The organism is Hungatella sp., assembly GCF_046966825.1.
The window spans coordinates 15,430-38,124 of the sequence record NZ_JBKVCZ010000063.1 but is presented as its reverse complement, the minus strand read 5'-3'; the positions used below and the strand labels follow the sequence as shown (position 1 = coordinate 38,124).

Genomic DNA, 22,695 nt, shown 5'->3' with positions numbered 1-22,695 from the left:
GTTATATATCCCCTGAATGAAAAATCCCGCGCGTAAATAAAAAATATGCTATAATAAACGAATAGGATATGTTAAAATAATTTTGACGAGATATAAGAGATAAAACAAAGGAGACTAGAAACGTGGCATTTACACATTTACACGTCCATACGGAATACAGCCTTTTAGACGGCTCCTGTAAGATTAAGGAGCTGACGGCGAGGGCAAAAGAGCTGGGCATGGACAGCATGGCTATCACGGACCATGGCGTCATGTACGGCGTGATCGATTTCTACCGGGCGGCCAGAGAGGTGGGAATCAAACCCATCATCGGATGCGAGGTATATGTGACGGCCGGTTCCAGATTTGACAGAGAAACCACGAACGGGGAGGACCGCTACTATCATCTGGTGCTGTTGGCCGAGAACAACCAGGGTTATCAGAACCTGATGAAGATCGTGTCCAAGGGCTTTGTCGATGGATTTTATTATAAACCCCGTGTTGATTATGAAGTGCTGGAGACGTACCATGAGGGCATCATCGCTCTCAGCGCCTGTCTGGCCGGCGAGGTACAGCGCTATATCGAGCGAGGTATGTACGAGCAGGGAAAGAATGCGGCGCTCCGCTACCAGCAGATTTTCGGGGAAGGGAATTTCTTCCTGGAACTGCAGGATCATGGAATTCCGGCGCAGCACACGGTGAACCAGGGATTACTGCGCATGAGCAGGGAGACCGGCATCAAGCTGGTTGCGACCAATGATATTCATTATACATTTGCGGAGGACGCCACACCGCACGATATCCTTCTGTGTATTCAGACCGGTAAGAAGGTAACCGATGAAAACCGCATGAGGTATGAAGGCGGCCAGTACTACTGCAAGACCGAGGAGGAGATGAGAAAACTCTTCTCCTATGCTGCCGAAGCGATCGACAACACACACGATATCGCCGAGCGCTGTAATGTGGAGATCGAGTTCGGCGTGACGAAGCTGCCCCGGTACGATGTGCCGGAGGGCTACGACTCCTGGGGATATTTAAACAAGCTCTGTTTCGACGGACTGGCGAAGCATTACCCTGACGACGACGGCACGCTGAAGGCCAGACTGGAGTATGAGCTGGATGTGATCCATACCATGGGATACGTGGATTACTTCCTGATCGTATGGGATTTCATCCATTATGCCAGATCCCAGGACATCATCGTGGGTCCGGGGCGTGGGTCCGCGGCCGGCAGCATCGTATCATACTGTCTGGGGATTACCAATATCGATCCCATCCGGTATAATCTGCTGTTTGAGCGTTTCCTGAACCCGGAGCGTGTGTCCATGCCTGATATCGACGTGGACTTCTGCTTCGAGCGGCGTCAGGAAGTCATCGATTATGTGGTCAGGAAGTACGGCAAGGACCAGGTGGTGCAGATCGTCACCTTCGGTACGCTGGCGGCAAAGGGCGTGGTGCGCGACGTCGGACGTGTTCTGGACATGCCTTACGCCAGATGCGACGCCATTGCGAAGATGATACCGGGTGATCTGGGCATGACTCTGGAGAAGGCGTTAAAACAGAGCCCGGATTTAAGAAGTGCCTATAATGAGGACCCGGAGGTCAAATATTTGATCGACATGTCCATGCGTCTTGAAGGCCTGCCAAGGCATACCTCCATGCATGCGGCCGGAGTCGTTATCAGCCGTACCTCGGTAGACGAGTATGTGCCGCTTTCAAAGGCGGCTGACGGTACGATCACGACACAGTTCACCATGACCACGCTGGAGGAACTGGGGCTTCTGAAGATGGATTTCCTGGGACTCCGGACGCTGACCGTTATTCAGAATGCAGTGAAGGCTGTGGAGAAGAACCGCGGCGTGGCGCTCGATATGGATTATATCGATTACGACGACAAGGCGGTGCTGGAATCCATCGGAACAGGAAAGGATGACGGCGTGTTCCAGCTGGAGAGTTCGGGGATGAAGAGCTTCATGAAGGAGTTAAAGCCTCAGAGCCTTGAGGACATCATTGCCGGTATTTCCCTCTATCGTCCGGGCCCTATGGATTTCATTCCCAAATACTTAAAGGGAAAGAATGATCCCTCGTCCGCGACGTATGACTGCCCTCAGATGGAACCGATCTTAAGCCCGACCTACGGCTGTATCGTCTACCAGGAACAGGTTATGCAGATTGTGCGGGATCTGGCCGGATATACCATGGGCCGGAGTGACCTGGTTCGAAGAGCCATGTCGAAAAAGAAGACGTCGGTCATGGAAAAGGAACGCCAGAATTTCGTTTACGGAAATCCGGAAGAGGGTGTTATGGGCTGTATAGCCAACGGGATCGATGAGAAGATTGCCAATCATATCTACGATGAGATGATTGATTTTGCAAAGTATGCATTCAATAAGTCCCACGCGGCGGCTTATGCCGTGGTTTCTTATCAGACCGCTTTCTTAAAATACTACTATCCGCAGGAATATATGGCGGCCCTGCTGACCTCGGTCATGGATAATGTGACCAAGGTATCGGAATACATTTTAAGCTGCCGGCAGATGGGGATCTCCATCCTTCCGCCAGATATCAATGAAGGGGAGAGCGGCTTCTCGGTTTCCGGAGGCGCGATCCGCTACGGCCTCTCGGCGATCAAGAGCGTCGGCAAATCCGTCGTGGAGCTGATCGTCTCAGAGCGGGAGAGCAACGGGCTTTTCACCTCCATCGAGGATTTTGTGGACCGCATGAGCAATAAGGAGGTCAACAAGAGGACGCTGGAGAACTTCATCAAGTCGGGTGCGCTGGATACCCTTCCCGGAACCAGGAAGCAGAAGGTCCTGGTGGCGCCGGAGCTTCTGGACCAGAGGAGCAAGGAGAAGAAGAACTCCATGGAAGGGCAGCTGACGCTGTTCGACATTGCCAGCGAGGAAGAGAAGACACGGTACCAGATTACCTTCCCCAATGTGGGAGAATTTCCGAAGGAGGAGCTTCTGGCCTTTGAGAAGGAGGCGCTGGGAATCTACGTAAGCGGCCATCCGCTGGAGGCCTATGAGGCCACCTGGAGGAATAATATCACCGCGGTTACCATAGATTTCATAGTGGATGAGGAGACGGAAGCGGCCCGTGTCCAGGATGGCACGTATGTGACCATCGGCGGCATGATCACAGGGAAGACGGTGAAGACGACAAGAAACAACAAGCTGATGGCGTTTCTCACACTGGAGGATTTAGTCGGATCTGTGGAGGTAATCGTATTTCCAAAGGATTATGAGAGCAAAAGGGAGCTGTTTGTGGAAGATGCCAAGGTCTTTATCCAGGGCCGCGCTTCTATCGGTGACGATCCGGTGGGAAAGGTCATCTGTGAGCGCGTAATCCCCTTCCAGAGCCTTCCAAAGGAGCTGTGGCTGAAGTTCCCCGACAAAGACGTTTACATGGCCAGAGAGGCCGAAATCCTTTCAGAATTGAAAGAGTCGGAAGGAAATGACACCGTGATCATTTATCTGGAAAAGGAGCGGGCGAAAAAGGTTTTACCGGCCAATAGAAATGTAAGTGCTTCCAATGAACTTGTCTCTGTTTTGACTGAAAAACTTGGTGAAAAAAATGTCAAGGTTGTAGAAAAAACAGTTGAAAAGATAAGGAAAATGAATTAGAATACAATTTGTATGATTTGGTAAGAACGAAGACAGTTTACAATAAAAGATGTTCAGAAACAGGAGGAAGTTACTATGGCAAAACAAGTAAAGACGATCGGCGTATTAACCAGCGGCGGTGACGCACCGGGTATGAATGCGGCAATCCGTGCGGTTGTCAGGACGGCTATCCATAAAGGATTAGAAGTAAAGGGCATCATGAGAGGATACGCGGGCCTTCTGCAGGAAGAAATTGTTGATATGACGAGTACCAGCGTGTCGGACATTATTCACCGCGGCGGTACGATTCTCTATACAGCCAGATGCCAGGAGTTCACAACGGCTGAGGGCCAGAAAAAGGGCGCCGATATCTGTAAGAAGCATGGGATTGACGGCCTGGTGGTAATCGGCGGTGACGGTTCCTTCCGCGGAGCGGGAAAGCTTTCCGCACTTGGAATTAATACCATAGGACTTCCGGGAACCATCGACCTGGATATCGCATGTACCGATTACACCATCGGCTTTGATACTGCTGTGAACACGGCGATGGAGGCCATCGACAAGGTGCGTGATACATCTACTTCCCATGAGCGCTGCAGTATCATTGAGGTTATGGGACGCAACGCCGGTTACATTGCTCTGTGGTGCGGCTTCGCCAACGGAGCGGAGGATATTCTTCTTCCGGAGCGTTACGACGGCGACGAGCAGGCGCTGATTAACCGCATTATCGAGAACAGAAAACGCGGCAAGAAGCATCATATCATCATCAACGCGGAGGGCATCGGCCATTCTTCTTCCATGGCGAAGAGAATCGAGGCGGCAACCGGCATTGAGACGAGAGCAACGATTCTGGGCCACATGCAGCGTGGCGGCGCGCCTACCTGCAAGGACAGAGTTTACGCTTCCATCATGGGTGCGAAGGCGGTTGAGCTTCTCTGCAAGGGCGAAAGCAACCGTATCGTGGCTTACAAGCATGGCGAATACGTAGATTTCGATATTCAGGAAGCGCTGAATATGCACAAGGATATTCCGGAGGATCAGTATCAGATCAGCAGAATGCTGGTTCGGTAATCTGCGGAGCATAGGTTTGCCGGTCGGCGGACTGTAAGATTAGTAGAATCGGGTAAAAGGGTTTGGGAGAATTCCCGCAGACGATACACGGTGTTTGGTGTATGGAGGCGGCGGGGATTCTCCTTTTTGATTGAAAATGGATGAGGAAGTTTCCCGGTATACAAGGACCGCTGTCGAGACGATCCGGCTGTGGAAAAGGAAAATGTAATTTATTTTCGTGCGTAAGCGCTTACACATTGACAGCATTTGGTAATAATGATAAACTAAAAATGCAGTTATTTTACTGAATTGAAATAAAAAACAGAGATGTAAGCGATTACATAATTGGGCATAGAATATGAGTTGAGCCCTGTTATGCCGCGGGAATGAACGATGAGGAGATGTAAAATCATGGAAGATATCTATGAGCTGTCCGGTTTGATGCAGATGTACCAGGCAACGGGTGCAGCCGGGTATGGGGATCGTGTTCTGGAACGAATCAACAGGACCGGTCTGCCGGCGGGCAAAAACCTTCTCTCCGGGAGGGAAGCCGGAGCATATCTGTTTGCACTGAGGCAGACTGGGAAACAGGAATACCGGAATGCCGCAGATCTTGTGTTTAACCGGCTGGTGAGTGGGGAAGAAGTGATAAGTGAGACGGCCATGCCTTTTTATGCGGAGTATGATACTTTATTTAATAAGAAAGCCCACTATGGAGAGATCGCGGCGTTTTTTGAGAGAAAAGAGGCATGGTCAGGTCAGGAGGCTGCCGCACTGATTGATACAATTGATCGGATGTCGATGGAAATCTATGAATACTACAGGGCGTTGTGTGATTTGTTTAAGCAGGCAGTCCGCCAGGAAATGCTGGCAGAAGTTCAAAACACGGAAGTACAAACTGTGGAAGTACAAACCGTGGAAGTACAAAGTATGGAAGTACATAGTGCGGAAGCGCATCAGAATAACGAAAGGGCCTGGGCTGGCTACGCAGTTTTAAAGGCGTGCAACATGGGGATATTAAACCGTGAAAAATATGGAGAGGCTGGACTCCGGATCTGGAGACGCTTCGAAGAACAGCAGGAACAGGAAGATGGACTTGGGAATATGCTGAAGGCACAATACCTGGTCTTTGAAAAAGACAGGGAAAAATGGTCTGTTGATATGCGAGGATGAAGAACATGGAGCTAAAGGTGATTTGTATGACCGCCCGGTCAGCGACATTGGAGACAGAGGCGGGCCGGATTTTTGAATTTGATACTGAGGGAGAGATTTACATAAACGGGAGCCTTTATAAGAGGACAAACCGGGTGATTTTCAGTCTGTTTGGATTAAGGCCGGATACGGAGTATGAGGTATGCTTAAAGCGGGATGGGGAAGAGGCGAGAACCGTTTTCCGTACGGATTATGAATTCGTGACTCTCAATGTCAAAGAGGTCGGAGCAAAGGGTGACGGGATACAGGATGATACCGGATTTATACAGGCGGCGATTCTGGCATGTCCGAAGAATGGACGCGTGCTGATACCAAAGGGAGTATACCGGATTACCAGTCTGTTTTTAAAAAGTCATATCAGGCTGGAGTTGGCAGCCGGAGCTGTTTTGGCGGCGGATACCGACCGCTTCAGATATCCAAGATTTCCAGGTATGATTGAAAGCTGCGATGAGACAGAGGATTATAACTTAGGGACGTGGGAGGGAAATCCTCTTCCTATGTTTGCTGGAATTATCAATGGAATTGAAGTGGAAGATGTGGTAATCTATGGAGAGGGACTGGTGGACGGCCAGGCTTCCTTTGAGAACTGGTGGAACGATGTGGGAACAATGCGGGGAGCTTTCCGGCCGCGTATGGTATTTCTGGAGAGGTGTAAGAGCATCACGCTTCAGGGATTTCATCTGAAGAACAGCCCCACCTGGGTACTTCATCCGTATTTCAGCCAGGGACTGCGTTTTTTGGATCTGGATATTAGGAATCCTGCGGACTCGCCCAATACAGACGGATTGGATCCGGAATCGTGCAGAGATGTGGAGATTGCAGGGCTGCATTTTTCCCTCGGTGATGACTGCATTGCCATAAAGTCAGGGAAAATCTATATGGGGCGCCGCTATAAGACTCCTTCGGAGAATATTGAGATTCGCCAGTGCCTGATGGAAAATGGCCATGGTGCGGTTACGGTGGGAAGCGAGGTCGGAGCCGGTGTAAAGGCGGTGCAGGTGAAGGACTGTCTGTTCCGGTGCACTGACAGAGGTCTCCGGGTGAAAACCAGGCGCGGAAGGGGAAGGGATTCGGTGCTGTCTGATATTTCCTTTCAACATATAATCATGGAGAATGTCATGACTCCATTTGTGGTCAACAGCTTCTATTTCTGTGATCCGGATGGAAGGACGGATTACGTGCAGTGCAGGGAAGCTCTGCCGGTAGACGAGCGGACACCGGAGATTAAAAACCTGTCCTTTAAAGATATTAAAGCATCGGACTGCCATGTGGCGGCTTCTTTCCTCTGCGGTCTGCCGGAGCAGAAGATCCGTAAGATTGAACTGGAAAATGTGGAGATCTCCTTTGCGGAACAGGCCAGGGAAGGCGTTCCAGCTATGATGGAAGGGGTGGAGGCCTGCTCCAGACAGGGATTTACCGTGATGAATGTGGATACGCTGATCTGTAAAAATGTAACCATTACCGGACAGAAGGGCGATGCGTTTATTATGAGCAATATTGATTATTTTGAAGAGGTATAGAGAGAACACGCAGTGTGTTCATGATAAGGAGGAAACGAAGTTGCAGATAGGAATTCGGTTACACGATATTGAACCAGGAACACTGGAACAGAGAGTTATGAGAGCACATGAACAGGGGTTTACCTGCGGCCATCTGGCGCTTGCAAAGACGGTGACGGAACACTCTGTTGCCAATTCAGCGCTGACACCCGGGTACGCTGCATATTTAAGAAAGATGTTTGCAAAGTACGATGTGGACATCGCAGTGCTGGGCTGCTATTTGAATCTTGCCCATCCGGATCCGGAAGAATTAAGGAAGATACAGGAACGGTACTTTGCCCATATTCGGTTTGCTTCTATTTTAGGATGCAGTGTGGTGGGAACAGAGACGGGGGCTCCCAACGCGGATTACCACTTTGAACCGGCCTGCCATACGGAAGAGGCGCTTCAGACATTTATAACGAATGTTCGCCCGGTAGTAGCGTGTGCAGAAAAGTTTGGCGTTATTCTTGCTATCGAACCGGTTTGGAGTCACATTGTTTACGATTCGAAACAGGCGCTTCGGGTTCTGAAGGAGATCAATTCTCCTAACCTCCAGATCATTCTGGATCCGGTCAATCTTCTTTCTGTGGAAAATAGCAGGGATTATGAGTCTGTCTTTACTCAGGCGATTCAGGATTTGGGAGAGTACACCGCGGTTCTGCACATGAAAGATTTCGTCGTGGAAGAGGATAGAATCGTTTCCGGTGCTCCGGGTACCGGAATTATGAAATACGATACGATCATGGATTTTGTGCGGAAGGAAAAGCCGTATATTCAGATGACGATCGAGGACAGCACACCGGAAAATGCGGTGGAATCAAGGGAATTCTTAGAGAGCTTTGAGGGATGAAGGTCGCAGGAATAACGAGAATATTATCATAGTGTACGAGAATGATGGGTACTGATATCAGCGGAGTGAGTCGAATGAAACAGAGAAAGGGACGGACCTTAACAGGACTGTCCCTTTCTCTGCTGCTGTCTGCTGAAAAATTCTGCTGCTAAATATAGCTGCTATACTGGAAAGACTTATTTACGTTTCACAGGAATCCAGATTTCACTTTCATAATCCGGCTGACTGCAGTCGCTCATGGAATACCATTCGATATTCATATTCATGGAAAACTCATAGTCCGGGTTGCGGGAAGCCATTCCTTGAAAATCTTTGTGTTGACTGCCTGCAGGGAGCCGGGAAGCGGTCCGGTGCAGTGGAATTTTGCCCACTCCGCAGCGGGAATCTCGAATACCTTCATACCCTCGGGAACAGGGCCTCCGTTGTAATGGCCGGCAATCAGATAGTGAAAGGTGCCTCCGCCGGGATTATCGTCCATGCAGATACCGAATTCCCCGATTTTACAGATGTCAATTGCCTGCTGCACTTCGGGCGAATTATCTCCGCGGTCGGAGTGCTCACAGAACTGATCCCAAAGTTTCGGAATTGTCTGATAGGAATCGTCATAACGAACCTCGTATTCATAGCCGATTACCGAAAATACATTCATCTTTTCTACTGCATAATCCATGTCATTTCCTCCTTGTACCGAAACGGTTATTTTTAAAGGCAAAAACGTGTGGATTTTATTGGAAGTTTTCTTCATCTGCGCCGGCGAAACTCCGTGAAAACGGCTGAATGCCTTTGTGAAGCTCTCAGGTGTGTCGTATCCGTACCGGTAAGCCAGATCGATTACCTTAGCGCTTCCGGCGATGACATCCAGTGCGGCCAGATACAGCCTGCGGTATCGGATATACTCTCCGATGGAGTAGCCGGTCATGATGCTGAAGCCTTTCTGGAGATAAAACGACGAGATATGTACCTCTGCGGCCACATCGTTGGGGCTGATATCCTCCAAAAGATGGTTTTCCATAAAATTAATTGAACGTTTTAAACTTTCTGTCCATTCCATTGTTCCTGCCTCCTGGTTATGAGCACTTCACGTCTGTCGTTTGGATGCTTACGTGCAGTGACTATAATGATAGTAACGCATAAACGGAATAAAATCCTGTCATTCCGTGGCTTTATTTGTCCGGCTGACATGGAGCCGGAAAATCGCCAGTGCTCCTTTATGTTCCCGCGTGTGGGTTGACTGATTCTGATTTTTTCAGTACTGATAAAAGTATAATGATCTGTTCCGCGTTGTCTCTTGCCTGCTCCAGAGAAGTAAGAAGGTGGTCACAGGCGGTCAGAATGTCGTCATCCGGCCTCGGTGTATCGATGGCATCACGGATACTGGCCTCCGGATTGAGGGACAGTGCAGACAGCATCCGCAGGATGGCGGAAAGAGAGTAGTTGGCGCAGCGAAGGGATTTGATGATAATCAGCCGTTCCAGATCGCGGGAGGTGTAAACGCGGCGTCCATTCTGGTTTTTTGCTTCCTCCAGCAGTCCGTTGCGCTCCCAGTTGCGCAGCGTGTCCACGGTGATGTGCAGGGAAAGGGCGGCCTGTGATCTCGTGAGAAGCAGGTCGTCGGAAATACGCGTACGCCCGGAAAGGATCTGTCCGGCAATCTGTATGGCCGTCTCCCCATTCAGTTTTTCTTCGCTGATCTGTCTCAGATAGAGATCAGTGAGGTACAGCGCCTTATCCATGTCACCGGATGCACACGACTTTACAATTGCAGCAGCCTGTTTCCGCAGGCCGTTCTGAAGGACTTCAACCTGAAAGGCCAGACGCGCGATCCGAAACTGGATCAGGTGGTAATCCGTGAATACCCGGTAACCGTTGGTTTTTCGCTCCGGCCTCGTAATCAGCCCCAGGTCCTCGTAAAGCCGTACTGTGTTGGGATGGATTCCGATAAGCTTTGCCACATCGGAAGTTGAGTAAGTATTTATCATGTCAATTGCCTCCGGTTTAATATCATAATCATATCATAACCCAAAAGCCTGGTGTTATAGTGGAGGGTTTTCTGACATATCATGACACGCCAGGCAGCCGGTATCGGTCAGAAGGATACCATGCCGGGAACAGAATGCATACCTCCCCTGACGCCATGCCTCATTCTCTGAGGCCTCCAGCCATTCTTTTTTCGCCCCCACAATGATATCCTCCACTTCCAGCGCGCCGATCAGGCGGCGAAAGCTTCGAATCTGGGGCGTCAGAAGGTCTTTATTAGGCTTGTAATCCAGCGTTTCCCAGCCGGATTCTTCCAATACTCCGTTAATGACGGAACAGAAAAATTGTTTCTGTGATTCCAGATTTTCGATATCCCAGGGCATTTCCGCAAGATTAAATCCCACGATTCCCCGGCCCCATACCCACTGGTCCCTCTCGAGGAGCCACAGTATGAGGCGTTTTTCCCCGTCTGTCACGGCCAGGCGGGATCCGCTCAGTCCGATAGTGGTAAGAAATACGTCCGTACAGCCGTTGCTCATGGACATGCTGTCTTTGTTGTTTAAATAGATGGTATTAGCCATATATGCCTCGTTTCTTAAAAATTGAAATTCAAACGCGTAACGAAAGAAGGCATTCTATATTCCTGCCTTTCTCCAGTTTACCACAGAAATGCCAATCAGTTAAGAAACTGATAAGAATTTGACAGCAGTTTTCTAAGGACTTTTTTTCAGCGGCCATTTATAATGGTGATATCGGAGGAAAGAGACAGAAGTTTTAAAGCGGAACATCTGAGACAGAATGTTCAAATATAGAAGGGAGAAAGACGATGAAAGAAATCGTTATTCAGACAGATAAATTGTGTAAGAGCTTTTCCAGCGGCGGGAGGCAGCAGCATGTGCTTAAAAATCTGGATTTGAGTATCTATAAAGGAGACTTTACCGTGATTATGGGGGCTTCCGGCTCGGGTAAGTCCACATTGCTTTACGCGCTGTCGGGAATGGATAAGCCGACGCTGGGAGAGGTGATGTATGGAGATGTGAAGATTAATCATCTGGGAATCAGCGATATGGCTGTGTTCCGCAGGAAAAACTGCGGGTTCGTATTTCAGCAGATTCATCTTTTGGACAATATGAGCGTTATGGACAATGTGCTGGCCTGCGGTCTTCTGGTATCCAGAGATAAAAAGGCCGTTGCAGCCAGGGCAAAGGAGTTGCTGGGTGAAGTCGGAATTATGAAAGAGGACTGGGGAAAGTTTCCGTCCCAGCTTTCCGGCGGCGAGGCTCAGCGGGTGGGCATTGTGAGGGCACTGATCAATGAGCCGGCCGTGGTATTTGCAGATGAGCCCACAGGAGCCTTAAATTCGGCGTTTGGAGAGCAGGTGTTAAATACTCTGAGTGAGGTGAACAAGAAGGGCCAGAGCATTATTGTCGTCACTCACGATGTGAAGACTGCGAGGCGGGCGGACCGGGTGGTCTATTTGAAGGACGGCATGATCTGCGGCGAGTGCCGGCTGGGTACGTATACCAGTAATGATATGGCGCGTCATGAGAAGCTGAATGCGTTTTTGACGGAAATGGGGTGGTAAGATGCCGGTTTTTATGATTGCCATGGCAAATATAAGAAAGAAAAAGGGCGTGGCCGTTTCCATGGGTGTTCTCATACTGCTGTCAGTGGCCATTTTTAATGTGGGACTCACTTTGCTGGCGGGAATTAACCATTTTTACGATATGGAAAACGACAGGCTGGGCGGAGCGCACTACATGGTCCGGTTTACGGGAAATGAGTACCGCGAAGAGTATCTCGACTTCTTCTTGCAGGATCCGAGGGTGGAAGCCGCAGAGACGGACGAATTTGTAATGATGGATATGGCCTCCTTCCCGGAAGGCGGCGTTATCTCCGCCAACTTCCTGAATATGGACCGCAGCAGGAAGATCGGCGGCTATTTCGTGGCGGAGCAGACCGAGGTGCCGGAGGATGAGGCGGTCTACATTCCGGTGTTTATGAAGGACATGGGATATGGACTGGGGGATGAGCTGATCCTGAATTATAATAAAAAAGATTACCATTTCCGCATAGCGGGCTTCACGCAGTCCACCTGGCTTCACTCTTCGGTCAGCAGCATGGTGAATTTCTATATGCCGGAGAAGGCGTATGAAAAACTGTACGAACAACAGGGCGGCGGATATATGCTCCTGGTGAGGGTGAAGGATCAGGCGGATTTAAAAGGATTAATCGCGGATTTTAAGAAAGATACGGATGTAAATATTGAAGCGATTTCCATGGATGCGAAGGCCATGGAAATAACCATCGACGACATGAGAAACGGAACCACCATGGTGGTTACCATTATTTCCGTGGTACTGTTTGTATTCTCGTTTTTGATGGTGATTGTCGCTGTGATAGTGATGAAATTCAGGATTTCCAATCATATTGATTCTCAGATGCGAGGTATTGGAGCGCTGGGAGCCGTGGGGTATACGGGAAGGCAGATCCGGTGGTCGGTGGTCCTGGAGTTTGTCATCATCGGAATGATCGGAACGGTGCTGGGAATCGCCCTTTCCTATGGGATCATCGCGGCCCTGGGCGGGCTGATTACAAGCTCGGTAGGCGTTACCTGGAGGAGCGGGGGGGCATATTGGCTTTGATATCCTGAGCGCGGCCTTTATCATGGCTGTAGTGGTGTTGGTCGCATGGCGTTCCGCCGCGGCAGCAGCCAAAATTCTTCCGGTGGAGGCGCTGCGGGGCGGCATCAAATCCCACAGCTTCAAGAAGGAGCATTTCCCGCTGGAACGGACGCGTGGCTCTCTCTCCATGGCGCTGGGATTAAAGAGCATGGCTTTTAACCGGAAAATGTACCTTATGGTCGGCATCATTTTCGCCGGCATTGCATTTGCCAGCGCATTTTCCATCATCACCTGGTGGAATATGGGGATTAACGACGATCTGGTGCTTAAGATGACAGGATATGAGATCAGCGATATCATGGTCTATAAGGCCCCTCATGAAAATTATGAGGAACTGACGGAAAAGATCGGCGCCATGGAGGGAGTCAGAAAAGTGAGCCTCTATGAGATGGAGTCTCTGAGCGTGGAGGGCGAGCTGTTAAGCTGCTACGTGTCGGATGACTTTGGTAAACTGGAAATGGTGGAGGTCTATGAGGGGATTTTCCAGATACGATAACGAGATCGTGGTGACGGGACTTCTCGCCAGGAGCTGGGGAAAGAAGATTGGGGATACCGTCACAGTATCTTCAAACGGAGCTTCCGCTGAATATGTGATCTGTGGGCTGACACAGACCATGAATAACTTCGGCCGCATCTGCTTTATGCATGAGACAGGACTTTTAAGAGTGGAGCCGTACTACGAAAAGAATTCCATTCAGGTGTACTTAGAGCCGGGTCTGGATATCGATACGTTTATCGGGGCCATGGAGCAGAGCTTCCGAGTGCTTTCCCCATCTGCGTCACCTGGTAATACGGGAGCGGATATGAACAGCAATACAGATAGCAGCACAGATGCCGGTACAAATGCCGGTACAAATGCCGGTACGGACAGCGGCGCAAGTATGGAGACCGGCACGAAAAAACAGGAAGCGCTGGCCGCGGCGAAGAGAAAGGCGGAAGAGAAGCTCGCCGCCCTGATATCCATGTACGGCGTGGACAGCGCCCAGTATGCCCTGATGGTAGACGGCGAAGTCGTCTTAAGCGGTGATACGAACGATTATGAGATAGACAGGATTGAAAACAACAGACGGCTCTTTGTGTCCAATGTGGACAGCATTGCCGATTCCACACGCATGATGGCAGCCCTTATCATCACGGGAACCGTGCTTCTGGTGGTACTGGTGCTTTATATGGTGATCAAGTCGATGCTCACGAGGCGGAGAGGAGAATTCGGCATCTACAAGGCTCTGGGCTATACGGACAGACAGCTGATGGAACAGATCGCCATAAGTTTTCTGCCTGCATCGGTGGGCGGAACGCTTGCCGGTTCCCTTGCGGCCTGTTTGTCGGTGAACCGCATGGCCAGTCTCTTATTTGAACAGCTGGGAATTTCGGAGATGAATTTTGTAGTGGAGCCGTGGCTGATTCTTCTTATGGCTTTCGCTCTGGTGGTATTCGCATTTGCGGTTTCTATGGTGCTGGCGGGAAAAATCAGAGGCATCACGGTATATGGATTGTTGACGGAGGAATGATGAGGATGAAGAAAAGATGGTACCATGTAACCGCAGTTCTGGCGGCTGCGGCAATATTTTCCGGAATGAACGGTTTCGGCCGGGAGGCCTGCCTGGCGAAAGAGACGGTACCGGCGGGGACGGAGGGCGTGGGAGCCCAGGCTGCGGCTGAGCCCCTCATGTACGGGATCGGCTCCACCAGCAAAGTGGTGACCGCGGCTGCGGTCATGAGGCTGGCCGATGAGGGGAAGCTTGATCTCAAGAAAACGCTCATCACATACATTCCGGAGTTTGAGATGGCGGATGAGCGGTATCGCAGGATAACGCCGGAAATGCTCCTGGATCACAGTTCCGGGCTTCCTGGCAGCACGTTAAATAACGCCATGCTGTTGGGAGACAGCGATACGGAAAATCATGATATGCTGCTGGCGCGGCTTAAGAAACAGCGCCTGAAATCCGATCCGGGCGATATCCAGGTGTACTGCAACGATGGCTTTACACTGGCGGAAATACTGGTGGAGCGGGTGACCGGACTTAGCTTTACGGAGTACATCGACCGGGGATTTTCGGAAAATCTTGGCCTGACACAGTTTAAGACGCCTCAGAGCGGCAATCTGTCGGGCCGCCTGGCGAAGATACGATGAGGAGCGGGGGGAGCTCTCCGGAAAACGCCAATGTGATTTCCGGCGCGGGCGGCACACGCGACTGCCATGGACGCCGCTGGAAATTTTTATGAGCAGAAGGGCAACCGGTCGTTGTCCGACGGAAGGCGGAAACCAGCGTCAGAGGAGATCAATCCGAAGGGCTGCGATACGACCTTATCCTATGGGCTTGGATGGGACAGCGTGGAAACGTATCCATTCAGCCGCTATGGGATAAAAGCCCTTGTTAAGGGCGGCGATACGAACTTCTATCACGGCAGCTTAACGGTGCTTCCGGAAGAGAATATTTCCTGTGCCGTGCTTACCAGCGGCGGCTCCAGCACACTGAACCAGCTGGCTGTTCAGGAGATTGTGATGACGTATCTGGACGAGGTCCAAAGAATTGAGCGGGGAGATGAAGAGAGTGTAAGCCGTGGAGAGGAGGCGGACTTAAATCCGGCAGAGCGGTCCGGCTGGTACGCCGGCAGCGATCTGTTAAAGCTCTCTGTCTCCGGCGAAGGGGAGATGACGGTTGCCTCCGAAGGAAGCGGAAGACGGAGAGAGCAGGTCTATCGACTTGGAGAAGATGGTGGATTCTACTCTACGGACGGCAGCTATATCAGTGCGTCGGGAGAGCTGTCGAAGGGAAGCGGCGGCCGGATCGGGCGAACCAGACTGAGTTTCCAGGAAGGAAAAAAGGGAAGAGAGTATTTGATGGCGGAAAGCATGGAGGTCTACCCTGGCCTTGGCCGTGTGGCCACGTATCTTCCTGTCGGCACCCGGTATACCGGCAATGCGCCGGCGGAGACTGCGGTGTCAGCCTGGAAGGCGCTGGATGGCCAGGAGTATTATCTCTTAAGCGAAAAGTATACTTCCAGTGCGTGGCTGAAACGGTTCATGGTGAAGCCTCTGCTGCTTGACGAACCGAGGGGAATTCTTTCCTTTGAGAATCTGGAGCTGCGTATGGCAGAGGTCACGGATGAGATGCATGCAAGATTTTTTACAGAGGTTCCGGGGCAGGCAGGCCGCGATTTAAATGATTATACGCGGACGGAGGAGAATGGAAAACAGTATCTGGAATCGGGAAGCTACCGCTATATTGCAGCAGCGGACGCAGAAGCGTTTCCTGACGCAGACAGTGAGCGAACCATCGGAGCAGACGGGGAGGCGGTCTGGTTTATTACCGGAGACAGGAATCAGAAACGTCCGGTTATCATTGAAAAACCGGAGAACGGCGCATGGTACGTGTATGACCATACCGGCCGCGACATGAAATGTGTATCGAGTTCGTGGACATTGAGTGAGGACCGTCCGTTCTATCTCCCGGAGGATGGCAGAGTGGTACTGGTGGGCGAAGCGGGAGCCGCGTTTACGATCCGTTATGCGGATTAGCACAGGGCATGTTTCGTAGTTTCCTGCACAGCGTTCCCGGAACATGGAGGCCGGCCCGGTCCTGACGCACTGTCAGGTACCGGGATGGCGAAGCGGAAGATAGAGAATGACTGAAAAACCGTCACTGCGGTTCCTGCATTCGATGATGCCGCCCATACGCTCCATCAGATTTTTGGAGATATAGAGTCCGAGTCCGGAGCCATCGGCCTTTTTGCCTGAGTTGGAGCCGCGGAAGAATTTGGTAAAGAGGCTGGGGAGTTCCTCATCGGGGACTCCCTTTCCGTAATCCATAAACTCGACGCGCAGGCCGTCTTCTGTTAAGTCAGACACCACGTTTATATCGCTTCCCGCGTATTTGTAGGCGTTATTTAAGATGTTGCCGATGACCTGTTCCAAGCGGAACGGATCGATGAGGAGAATGCAGCCGGGAAGTGTAAATGACGATATTCTGCCGCAGTAATCGGCATCCCGGATCATGGTTTCGACTAAACGGCTGCTCGCCTCCGACAGGTTTACGGTCAGTTCCCCCAGCTCGTCTAAAGAGGCCTGAAGCATGTTGGTGATCAGATGGTCGATCTGGTCGGATTTCTGGTAAATGGTCTGAAGGCGTTCTCTGACCGGCGCTTCTTTTTCTGTAACCAGGAGAAGCTCGCTGGTCAGCTTGATGGACGCGACCGGAGTCTTGATATCGTGGCTCAGCGAAGCAACCAGCTCTTTCTTGCTCCGGTTCGCCTCCGCTTCCTTAAATCTCGCCTCCCTTAACTGATCCCGCATGATGTCAAAGCTTTCGGTAAATGCGCCGAACACGTGCTTTCTGTCCATGGGAAGGGGGAAATCCAGATCGCCCATGGCGATATGCCGGGTGAAATCTTTCATACGCCGAAACGGCTTTAAAACGGCATGATTCAAATAAGCAGTATAGATCAAAATAGGAATCAGCGGCAGCAGCAGAAGAAGAACGGCGAAAAAGGCCAGTTCTTTTTTTGCTTTCAGAAGAGCAGCGTCGTATCCGGTGGCAATGAACACATGGCCCTTCACGGCCTGGCCGATGGTGAGATCCAGCACGGTATCGTGTCTGCGGACCGCCTCGGTCATGGTTTCTGGGGCGGCGGCAGAGGTCTTTAGCAGAATGGCTCCCGAGAGGTCTGCGACCGTGTATTCGTAGGGAAAGGAATCCGGTTTAAAAAAGGTTCCCCGTTCCCACTGGGCGGCCGTCTCTTTTTCGATGCGGTTGATGGAAACCATATCGATTGCCGGCATCTCCAGAGAGGAAAAAAGCCGGAACAGAAAGACGGCGCCCAAAAGGAGCCAGGAAACCAGAAACAGCAACGTCCATTTTTTCTTAATCATCGCATTCTCCATTCTCCATGCGGTATCCCGTACCCCATACCGTTAAGATGAGCAGCGGGTGATTGGGGTCTTTCTCAATCTTCTCCCGCAGATGGCGGATGTGGACCGATAAGGTGCCCTCGCCCACATAGGGGTCCGGCCAGACGTTCTCCAAAAGCTCTTCCTTCGTGACGACGCGTCCAAGATTCTGTGCCAGATAAACAAGCAGCCGGAATTCCATTTCTTTCAGTTTGACAGGCTTTCCGCCTACGGTTACCTTGTGGGCGGAGAGGTCGATCTCGACATCGGCGATCCGCAGGGGACCGGTTTCCACGGTCCGTGCACACCGCTTTAAGACGGCCTTTACCTTGGCCAGCAGAACGCTTAAGGTGTACGGCTTGGTGATGTAATCATCTCCGCCGATGTTTAGCGCAGTCAGAATATCGTCGTCGCTGGTGCGGGCGCTGATAAACAGAATCGGAATATCCGTCTGTTCCCGCAGTTTCTTGCAGAGTCCGAAGCCGGACCGGTCTCCCAGATTGATATCCAGCAGGAGAAGGGAGACCGTATTCTCTTTTAAAAAGTCAACGCACTGTTCGTAGCTGGTTACATAGGCTGATGACAGCTCAAATAAGTTAAAGTATTCCGAGGTAGAACTGGCGATTGCTGTCTCGTCGTCTACAATCAGGCAGTCGTAATGCATGGCAGTCTCCTGTTCTTGTCACGATGACCCGTGCGCAGCGCGTACGAGTCATCATTGGTTTGTTATTATTCTTCTGGATTCGTGTAGTTCCACGGTTCATCCGGCGCAGTCTGGAAATCTTCCGCAGGGCGGTTATAGCGCAGGTTCAAGAAGCCCTGGAAATCTTTCTGGAATGTCTTTTCCAGTTCCTTCTTGTAGCCGAGAATCATGTGAGGCTGCTGCTGTTCATAAACATTTAATGCGGCCATGGCCTCTTTTTCCGACGCAGCCAGGGTATGTAAGCGTCTGTTGATATCGTACAGGCGCAGGGAGCTTTCGGAGTTGCGCCCCGTGCGGCGGTAGTAATAGCCCCAGACCAGATCCCTGTTCTCCAGAAGCTGGGTGGAGATGCCGGAAACGTGGTAGGTCCAGCGTCTGCCGACCCAAATGCTGCTGGAGATGGCGGAGGCTGATGCGAAATCTGCTTCTATGTGCTCCATAGATACGGATGGATTGGCCTCGATATACTTCTTTATATTTTTCAGAGTGCTGCCGGTAAAATACCGGATAAGCGTGTAGATGAAGTAAAGGATCGTTACAGCCAGGATTGCGAGGCAGATATAGATGGAGAGAAAGGAGCGGTCTCCGATCTTATTTGTGTCGATATAATAGGGAAGCGCTATTTCAAGGAATTCCTCGCCCAGATCATCGGTGATCTGTTCCTGATAATACTGGAGACGCTTGCCTGTGAGCTCTGTCCAGGTTCCCTTGACGGATTTGGTATTGGTGAGCTCATCGACCTCTCCGTTCAGCCAGCTGATCGTGTCATCGATATACTGGTTCATCTCGTCCTCTTTGGAAGAAGGAAGCTCAATTCCGAAAAAGTATCCGTCCTCCTCAAAATAAACGAAGTAGCTGATATTTTTCAGGGTTTCTTTCTTGGTGTCTGTGTTGCGTTCGGTCTGACGCACATATTCGTCAACAATATACTGCGCATCGAAGCTCACATAGGAACACTCGGCGGCGTCATAGTCCATGCCTGCCGTAATCGGCTCCGGCCCTTTGACAAACATCAGAATCGATTTACCGCTGTAAAAGAAGACGGCACCGACGATGATGACTGAGATGACGATACGCCACATCAGATTTTTTGTTACACGCTTTTTCAATGTCTCTAACATAGTAGTTCCCCCTTATCTTTGGAAATGCTCATTATCCTGTTATCATACAGGAAATTGTGTGATATTACAATGCAATTATACTTTTTTCCTTATTATTTTTCGTCTCTTCTGTCACGGTACACAGCCTCCGCCGGCTCCTGTGTACCGTAACTTCTTCTTGCCCCGGGGTACAGAATATGGTTAAATAGTATCATACACAGGAGGATAAGAAAATGAGATATCACCATATTGTATTCGACGTCGACGGTACGCTTCTGGATACGGAGGAAGCAATCCTTCAGTCATTTCAGAAGACACTGAGAGAACATGCAGGGATTGAAAAAGAGCTTTCGGAACTCTCATTCTGTCTTGGAATCACGGGAGCCGCGGCTCTCAAACGGCTGGAAACCGGTCATGAGGAGGAGATACTCCTTCAATGGAAGGAAAATCTGGCGGCTCTGAGAGATTTCGTCCGTGTGTTTGATGGAATCGAACTGCTTTTAAAACGGCTGCGGGCGGATGGGTTTCAACTGGGCGTTGTGACCAGCAGATGCAGAGCGGAGTATGAACGGGATTTTATGCGACTGGGGCTCGACGGATACTTTGATACGGTCGTCTGCGAGGAGGACACGGTGTGCCACAAGCCGGAGGCGGAGCCCCTGGAGTGTTATATGAGAAAGGCCGGAGCGAGACGGGAGGAGGTGCTTTACATTGGGGACAGCATCTACGACATGGAATGCGCCAGGGCGGCGAAGACCGCCTGTGGTCTGGCTCTGTGGGGAGCCGTCAGCGTGAGGCATATCCACGCGGATTATTACTTCCCGGATCCGGCCTCCGTGCAGTCGGTTCTGGAGCGGCTGGACGCAGAGGATGAAGGGAGAAAATGGATTTCCTGGGCCATGGAGCTTCAGTTTATCGCTCAGGCGGGCGTCACTTATTCAAAGGACCGGTTTGACTTGGAGCGGTTTGAGCGGATCCGGGAGCTGTCGGGAGAGATCATGAGCGGCTACACCGGCCTGTCGAAGGAGCGGGTGACGGATTTATTCTGCAATGAGACGGGATTTCAGACTCCGAAGCTGGATACGAGAGCCGCCATCATCGAGGCTGGGAAGATCCTTCTGGTGAAGGAGATGGACGGACGCTATTCCATGCCGGGAGGCTGGGTGGATGTGAATAAGACGGTGGGAGAGAATGCCGTCAAGGAGACGCTGGAGGAGGCGGGACTCACGGTAGTTCCGGTGCGCGTGGTGGCGCTTCACGATAAGGGACTCCACAACCCGCCGGCATATCCGTACGGTATATGCAAGGTGTTCTTCTTATGCGAGATCGTGGATGGTGAGTTTTCAGAGAACATCGAGACGGTAGGGAGCGGATGGTTTTCCCCGGATGACCTGCCGGTGCTGGCCGAGGATAAGAATACGAAGGAGCAGATCGAGATGTGCTTTGACGCGTATGCGGATAAGAATTGGAAGACGGTGTTTGATTGATGAGAGGAATCGGGCGGATAGATGGTTAATGATTGAGAGCTGAAAGGAATCATAAAATTCAGGTGCCATAAGTTTTAAACTTTTGGCACCTGAATTTTATTTTATCTCTTCTGAATTACTTATCCAGACAACCCTTCATCACTTCATAAGCGCCCTTTTCCCAGATATCCGCCACATAACCGGCGACGGCGTCCTCGAATCCGGCGATGGCGGTTAAGTCCTCACCCCAGAACTCTTCGTTGGAGCAGACTACGTGAACCAGAGTCTTTGCATCGTCCTCCCTGTGATCGTAGAAAAACTTAAGGATCGGGCGGTCATCTTTTACCGTGTATTCATTACCGGCCGGTCTCGCTGCAATCAGTCCGTCTTCGGTGAGCTGCTTTCCGTGGTAGAACGCGATATAGAATGCAAAGGAAGCGGTGATGCATTCCGGAAGCCTGCCGGTGTTTGCAATATAGCCCTTTAAGGAAGGCATAACGCGTGCTTTCCACTTGGAGGTGGAGTTTAAGGAGATGGAGAGCAGCGCGTGGTCGATAAATGGATTCTTAAAACGCTCCGTAACAGAAGCGGCGAAGCTCTTAAGCTCTTCCTTCGGAAGCGTCAGAGTCGGGATGATCTCATCGTAAATGGTCTTGTTCATAAAGCCGCAGATCACTTCATCTTCCATACAGTCACGGACAATATCCTGTCCGGCTAAGTATGCACCTAAGACGAAGGAGGTGTGAGCACCGTTTAAGATACGGACCTTTCTCTGCTTGTATGGCTTGTGATCGTTGGTGATAAGGACCGGAAGACCGGCCTTCTCAAATGGAAGCTCTTCTTTTAAACTCTCAGGTCCTTCGATGACCCAGAATCCGAAGACTTCTCCGGTGTCGATGATGTTGTCCTGGTAGCCCAGCTCTTCACAGATGGAAGCGGCTTCATTTCTCGGATATCCGGTTACGATCCGGTCTACCAAAGTGGAGCAGAAGATATTCTCCTGTTTGATCCAGGTGATGAATTCTTCTCCTAATTTCCACTGATCCGCATACTGCAGGACGCATTTCTCCAACTCTTTTCCGTTGTTGTCGATCAGCTCGCAGGAGAGGATGACAAAGCCCTTTCCGGCTTCTTTTCCAAACGTTTCAAATCTCTTATATAAGAACTGGGTCAGCTTTCCCGGATAGCTGTCCGCCGGCACATCGGTGAAGCTGCAGGCCGGATCGTAGGTGATGCCGGCTTCCGTTGTGTTGCAGGCGATGAAACGTAAATCCGGATTCTCTGCACAGGCGAGAACGGCGTCGTAATCCTGATAGGGATTTAAACATCTGCTGACACAGGAGATCACACGTTTGTCATTGACCTTCTTTCCATTTTCAAAACCGCGTAAAAACAGAGTATATAAGCCTTCCTGCTCATTGATCATATCGGCAAGTCCGGGAGCTATGGGCTGGCATAAAACGACTTTGGAATGAAATCCTGCCTTTTCGTTCATCATATCAATAAAATAGTCTACGAAAGCGCGCAGGAAATTACCTTCGCCGAACTGCAGCACACGTTCCGGTGCGTCCTTTAACAAATATCCGTCGTAGCCCTGTTTCTCCAGTGTCTCATAACATAACTTTTCCATTTGAAAT

The 22,695-nt window shown here is 50.7% G+C and carries 19 protein-coding genes; 12 read left to right on the top strand and 7 right to left on the bottom strand.

Features of this window, described 5'->3' with window-relative positions:
• Window positions 1-122: 122 nt before the first annotated feature.
• The 5 genes from ACLTD4_RS18805 to ACLTD4_RS18785 all read left to right on the top strand — a co-directional run bounded on the left by ACLTD4_RS18805 (window position 123) and on the right by ACLTD4_RS18785 (window position 8,237).
• On the top strand, window positions 123-3,605 hold the full coding sequence (locus ACLTD4_RS18805) for a DNA polymerase III subunit alpha (RefSeq protein ID WP_002600620.1): 3,483 nt from the start codon (window positions 123-125) through the stop codon (window positions 3,603-3,605).
• A gap of 75 nt (window positions 3,606-3,680) precedes the next feature.
• Window positions 3,681-4,655, top strand: a complete 975-nt coding sequence (pfkA, locus tag ACLTD4_RS18800) for a 6-phosphofructokinase (protein WP_002600619.1) — start codon at window positions 3,681-3,683, stop codon at window positions 4,653-4,655.
• A gap of 390 nt (window positions 4,656-5,045) precedes the next feature.
• Window positions 5,046-5,807 (top strand): transcriptional regulator, encoded by a 762-nt coding sequence (locus ACLTD4_RS18795; protein ID WP_117621762.1) that lies wholly within the window; start codon window positions 5,046-5,048, stop codon window positions 5,805-5,807.
• A gap of 5 nt (window positions 5,808-5,812) precedes the next feature.
• Window positions 5,813-7,366, top strand: coding sequence for a glycoside hydrolase family 28 protein (locus tag ACLTD4_RS18790; RefSeq protein WP_117621761.1), 1,554 nt, complete (start codon window positions 5,813-5,815; stop codon window positions 7,364-7,366).
• A 40-nt stretch (window positions 7,367-7,406) separates the two neighbouring features.
• On the top strand, window positions 7,407-8,237 hold the full coding sequence (locus ACLTD4_RS18785; RefSeq protein ID WP_002600616.1) for a sugar phosphate isomerase/epimerase family protein: 831 nt from the start codon (window positions 7,407-7,409) through the stop codon (window positions 8,235-8,237).
• Between the two features lie 262 nt (window positions 8,238-8,499).
• Here the strand turns inward: ACLTD4_RS18785 and ACLTD4_RS18780 are convergent, their stop codons facing one another.
• From ACLTD4_RS18780 to ACLTD4_RS18770, 3 genes are all read right to left on the bottom strand, one after another.
• The gene (locus tag ACLTD4_RS18780) at window positions 8,500-9,288 is read right to left on the bottom strand and encodes an AraC family transcriptional regulator (RefSeq protein WP_412331470.1); all 789 of its coding nucleotides are present in this window, start codon (window positions 9,286-9,288) and stop codon (window positions 8,500-8,502) included.
• Between the two features lie 157 nt (window positions 9,289-9,445).
• On the bottom strand, window positions 9,446-10,216 hold the full coding sequence (locus tag ACLTD4_RS18775; RefSeq protein WP_081034408.1) for a MerR family transcriptional regulator: 771 nt from the start codon (window positions 10,214-10,216) through the stop codon (window positions 9,446-9,448).
• A gap of 54 nt (window positions 10,217-10,270) precedes the next feature.
• Window positions 10,271-10,795 (bottom strand): hypothetical protein, encoded by a 525-nt coding sequence (locus ACLTD4_RS18770; RefSeq protein ID WP_117621759.1) that lies wholly within the window; start codon window positions 10,793-10,795, stop codon window positions 10,271-10,273.
• Window positions 10,796-11,040: 245 nt separating this feature from the next.
• Here ACLTD4_RS18770 and ACLTD4_RS18765 point away from each other — a divergent pair, with 245 nt between their 5' ends.
• The 6 genes from ACLTD4_RS18765 to ACLTD4_RS18740 all read left to right on the top strand — a co-directional run bounded on the left by ACLTD4_RS18765 (window position 11,041) and on the right by ACLTD4_RS18740 (window position 16,421).
• A complete protein-coding gene (locus tag ACLTD4_RS18765) occupies window positions 11,041-11,799 on the top strand; it encodes an ABC transporter ATP-binding protein (RefSeq protein WP_117621758.1) in 759 nt (252 codons plus the stop codon).
• Between the two features lies 1 nt (window position 11,800).
• On the top strand, window positions 11,801-12,859 hold the full coding sequence (locus tag ACLTD4_RS18760) for an ABC transporter permease (RefSeq protein ID WP_117621757.1): 1,059 nt from the start codon (window positions 11,801-11,803) through the stop codon (window positions 12,857-12,859).
• A gap of 22 nt (window positions 12,860-12,881) precedes the next feature.
• Window positions 12,882-13,394: a hypothetical protein gene (locus ACLTD4_RS18755; protein ID WP_412331469.1), complete on the top strand. Its 513-nt coding sequence runs from the start codon at window positions 12,882-12,884 to the stop codon at window positions 13,392-13,394.
• Window positions 13,369-14,409: an ABC transporter permease gene (locus ACLTD4_RS18750; RefSeq protein ID WP_412331468.1), complete on the top strand. Its 1,041-nt coding sequence runs from the start codon at window positions 13,369-13,371 to the stop codon at window positions 14,407-14,409. The genes ACLTD4_RS18755 and ACLTD4_RS18750 overlap by 26 nt, the downstream gene beginning before the upstream one ends.
• Window positions 14,410-14,414: 5 nt before the next feature.
• Complete coding sequence (locus ACLTD4_RS18745) at window positions 14,415-15,032, top strand: serine hydrolase domain-containing protein (protein WP_412331467.1); 618 nt, start codon at window positions 14,415-14,417, stop codon at window positions 15,030-15,032.
• Between the two features lie 66 nt (window positions 15,033-15,098).
• Window positions 15,099-16,421 carry a hypothetical protein gene (locus ACLTD4_RS18740; RefSeq protein WP_412331466.1) on the top strand — a complete coding sequence of 441 codons (1,323 nt, stop codon included), beginning with the start codon at window positions 15,099-15,101 and terminating at the stop codon, window positions 16,419-16,421.
• Window positions 16,422-16,493: 72 nt separating this feature from the next.
• Here the strand turns inward: ACLTD4_RS18740 and ACLTD4_RS18735 are convergent, their stop codons facing one another.
• The 3 genes from ACLTD4_RS18735 to ACLTD4_RS18725 all read right to left on the bottom strand — a co-directional run bounded on the left by ACLTD4_RS18735 (window position 16,494) and on the right by ACLTD4_RS18725 (window position 19,613).
• Window positions 16,494-17,771 (bottom strand): sensor histidine kinase, encoded by a 1,278-nt coding sequence (locus ACLTD4_RS18735; protein ID WP_117621755.1) that lies wholly within the window; start codon window positions 17,769-17,771, stop codon window positions 16,494-16,496.
• Window positions 17,764-18,453: a response regulator transcription factor gene (locus ACLTD4_RS18730; protein ID WP_117621754.1), complete on the bottom strand. Its 690-nt coding sequence runs from the start codon at window positions 18,451-18,453 to the stop codon at window positions 17,764-17,766. Before ACLTD4_RS18730 ends, ACLTD4_RS18735 begins: the two co-directional genes overlap by 8 nt.
• Before the next feature lie 65 nt (window positions 18,454-18,518).
• A complete protein-coding gene (locus tag ACLTD4_RS18725; RefSeq protein WP_117621753.1) occupies window positions 18,519-19,613 on the bottom strand; it encodes a DUF6709 family protein in 1,095 nt (364 codons plus the stop codon).
• A 212-nt stretch (window positions 19,614-19,825) separates the two neighbouring features.
• Between ACLTD4_RS18725 and ACLTD4_RS18720 the strand changes: the two genes are divergently transcribed.
• Entirely contained in the window at window positions 19,826-21,079 is a 1,254-nt protein-coding gene (locus ACLTD4_RS18720) for an NUDIX hydrolase (RefSeq protein ID WP_117621752.1), read from the top strand.
• A gap of 115 nt (window positions 21,080-21,194) precedes the next feature.
• On the opposite strand, the gene ACLTD4_RS18715 is transcribed toward ACLTD4_RS18720, so the two are convergent.
• Window positions 21,195-22,688, bottom strand: coding sequence for a tagaturonate reductase (locus ACLTD4_RS18715; protein ID WP_117621751.1), 1,494 nt, complete (start codon window positions 22,686-22,688; stop codon window positions 21,195-21,197).
• Window positions 22,689-22,695 lie beyond the last annotated feature (7 nt).